Below are 1,207 nucleotides of genomic sequence, written 5' to 3'. Positions count from 1 at the left end.
AGAGATCAAAGTCATGGTTCGCTATCCTCAACTGACTCGTGAAGCGTTTTCTTCATTACGTTACGCTGTCATTACTACGCCAGCAGGCAAGAAAGTGATGTTGGGCGATGTCGTGAATATCAGTGAGCAGCCTGGGGTTAGCACAATTCGTCGCGAAGGTGGTTATCAAACCGTTTATGTGTACGGCTCTATTGATGAAGAACTCGTTGAGCCACAAGAAATTGTGAAAATCATCGACGATAGTATTTTGCCTGATATGAAGAAGCTGCACCCAAGTGTCAAAACAGAGCTGGGTGGTGACATCGAAGAGCAAGCCGCGCAACGCAACGAACAAATCATGTTCTTTGTGGCAGGGATGATCATTGTTTATATCTTGCTTGCCGTACCATTGAAGAGCTATACCCAGCCTCTTATCGTGATGTCTGTTATCCCGTTTAGTTTAACAGGGGCGATTTGGGGACATTTCTGGTTGGGGCTAGACATTAGCATGATGTCGACATTCGGTTTGATCGCAGCCGCAGGTGTGGTGATCAACGACTCGTTGGTGATGACAGATTATGTGAACCAAGTGCGAGAGAAAGGAATGAGCATCAAGCAGGCGGTGGTTGAGGCTGGTTGTGCGCGTTTTCGAGCGATTACGCTGACATCCATCACGACCTTTGCTGGTGTATTGCCTATTATGTTCGAAACCAGTCTGCAAGCACGTTTCGTAATACCAATGGCCGTCGCTTTGGGCTTTGCTGTGCTGTATGCCACAGTCCTGACGTTGGTGTTAGTGCCTTGTCTGTATCTAATGCTTGAAGATATTAAAAACATCTTTCGAGCGATTAAGCGCTTCTTCCAGCGTGTCATTGGTCGTTTTAGAAAGTCGTCAGTATCTTCAGATATTTCTGCGAATACATCGAACTAGTATCTCTTTTCTTAATAATAAATAGCAGCCTTCGGGCTGCTTTTTTTATGCCGAGGATTTAGGCCTGAATGACTTTAGATGAATGTTTGAGGCGCACGTTTTGAGCCGATAACTGTGAGGAGAAATGGCGCTCTATACTATAGATTAACTGAATGAAATTGGCTGTTGGATTTGCTTGGTTAATTTAACACTTGTGGTGCGAAATTTACCATGCTGATATATATATAAAAATGAAAAATTTATTAAGTTATTGAATTTAAAGGATTAAAAAGTTGGCATCGTATGTGCAATATCTAA

General features: G+C 43.1%; 1 protein-coding gene. It reads left to right on the top strand.

What is annotated here, in order from left to right; all coding sequences use genetic code 11:
* Positions 1-910: efflux RND transporter permease subunit (locus tag R7O12_RS25775; protein ID WP_318126899.1), on the top strand; the 910-nt coding region annotated here is incomplete at its 5' end.
* Positions 911-1,207: the final 297 nt, after the last annotated feature.

It is taken from the genome of Vibrio sp. Vb1574 (genome assembly GCF_033338675.1).
Note: the sequence above shows the minus strand (reverse complement) of the source record. Positions and strands in the feature narration are given on the sequence as shown.